We start from the raw sequence: 347 nt of genomic DNA, 5'->3' as shown, positions 1-347 counted from the left end.
CACACTGACCGCCGCGGTACAATGTGAGCTTCTGATTTCTCAGCCCGATGCCCTTTCACCGTCGCGGTTATCTGGTCTTAAACAGGCTCCCTCAGCAGAGACGGGGTTCCCTCCGCCAAAATGTATTATTCTGATGCCTTCATTTCTTATGTTGAGTGCGGCGTTACTGTCACGATCGTGGTGAGTTTTACAGTTAAGACAATCCCATTCTCTGATATTTAGAGGCAGCGAATCCACAATATGACCACAACAAGAACAAGTTTTGGAACTGGGGAAGAAGCGATCAACTTCTATGAGTTTTGCGCTTTTTTGTCGGAGCTTGTAATCCATAAAGTTTACAAACATCC

At 45.8% G+C, this 347-nt stretch carries 1 protein-coding gene; it reads right to left on the bottom strand.

Annotated elements, in window-relative coordinates:
* Positions 1-39 precede the first annotated feature (39 nt).
* On the bottom strand, positions 40-347 hold a 308-nt coding region (locus M595_RS28690; RefSeq protein WP_040484824.1), incomplete at its 5' end, for a zinc ribbon domain-containing protein.

The sequence above is a fragment of the Lyngbya aestuarii BL J genome (genome assembly GCF_000478195.2).
Taxonomy (GTDB): Bacteria; Cyanobacteriota; Cyanobacteriia; order Cyanobacteriales; family Microcoleaceae; genus Capilliphycus; species Capilliphycus aestuarii.
Note: the sequence above shows the minus strand (reverse complement) of the source record. Positions and strands in the feature narration are given on the sequence as shown.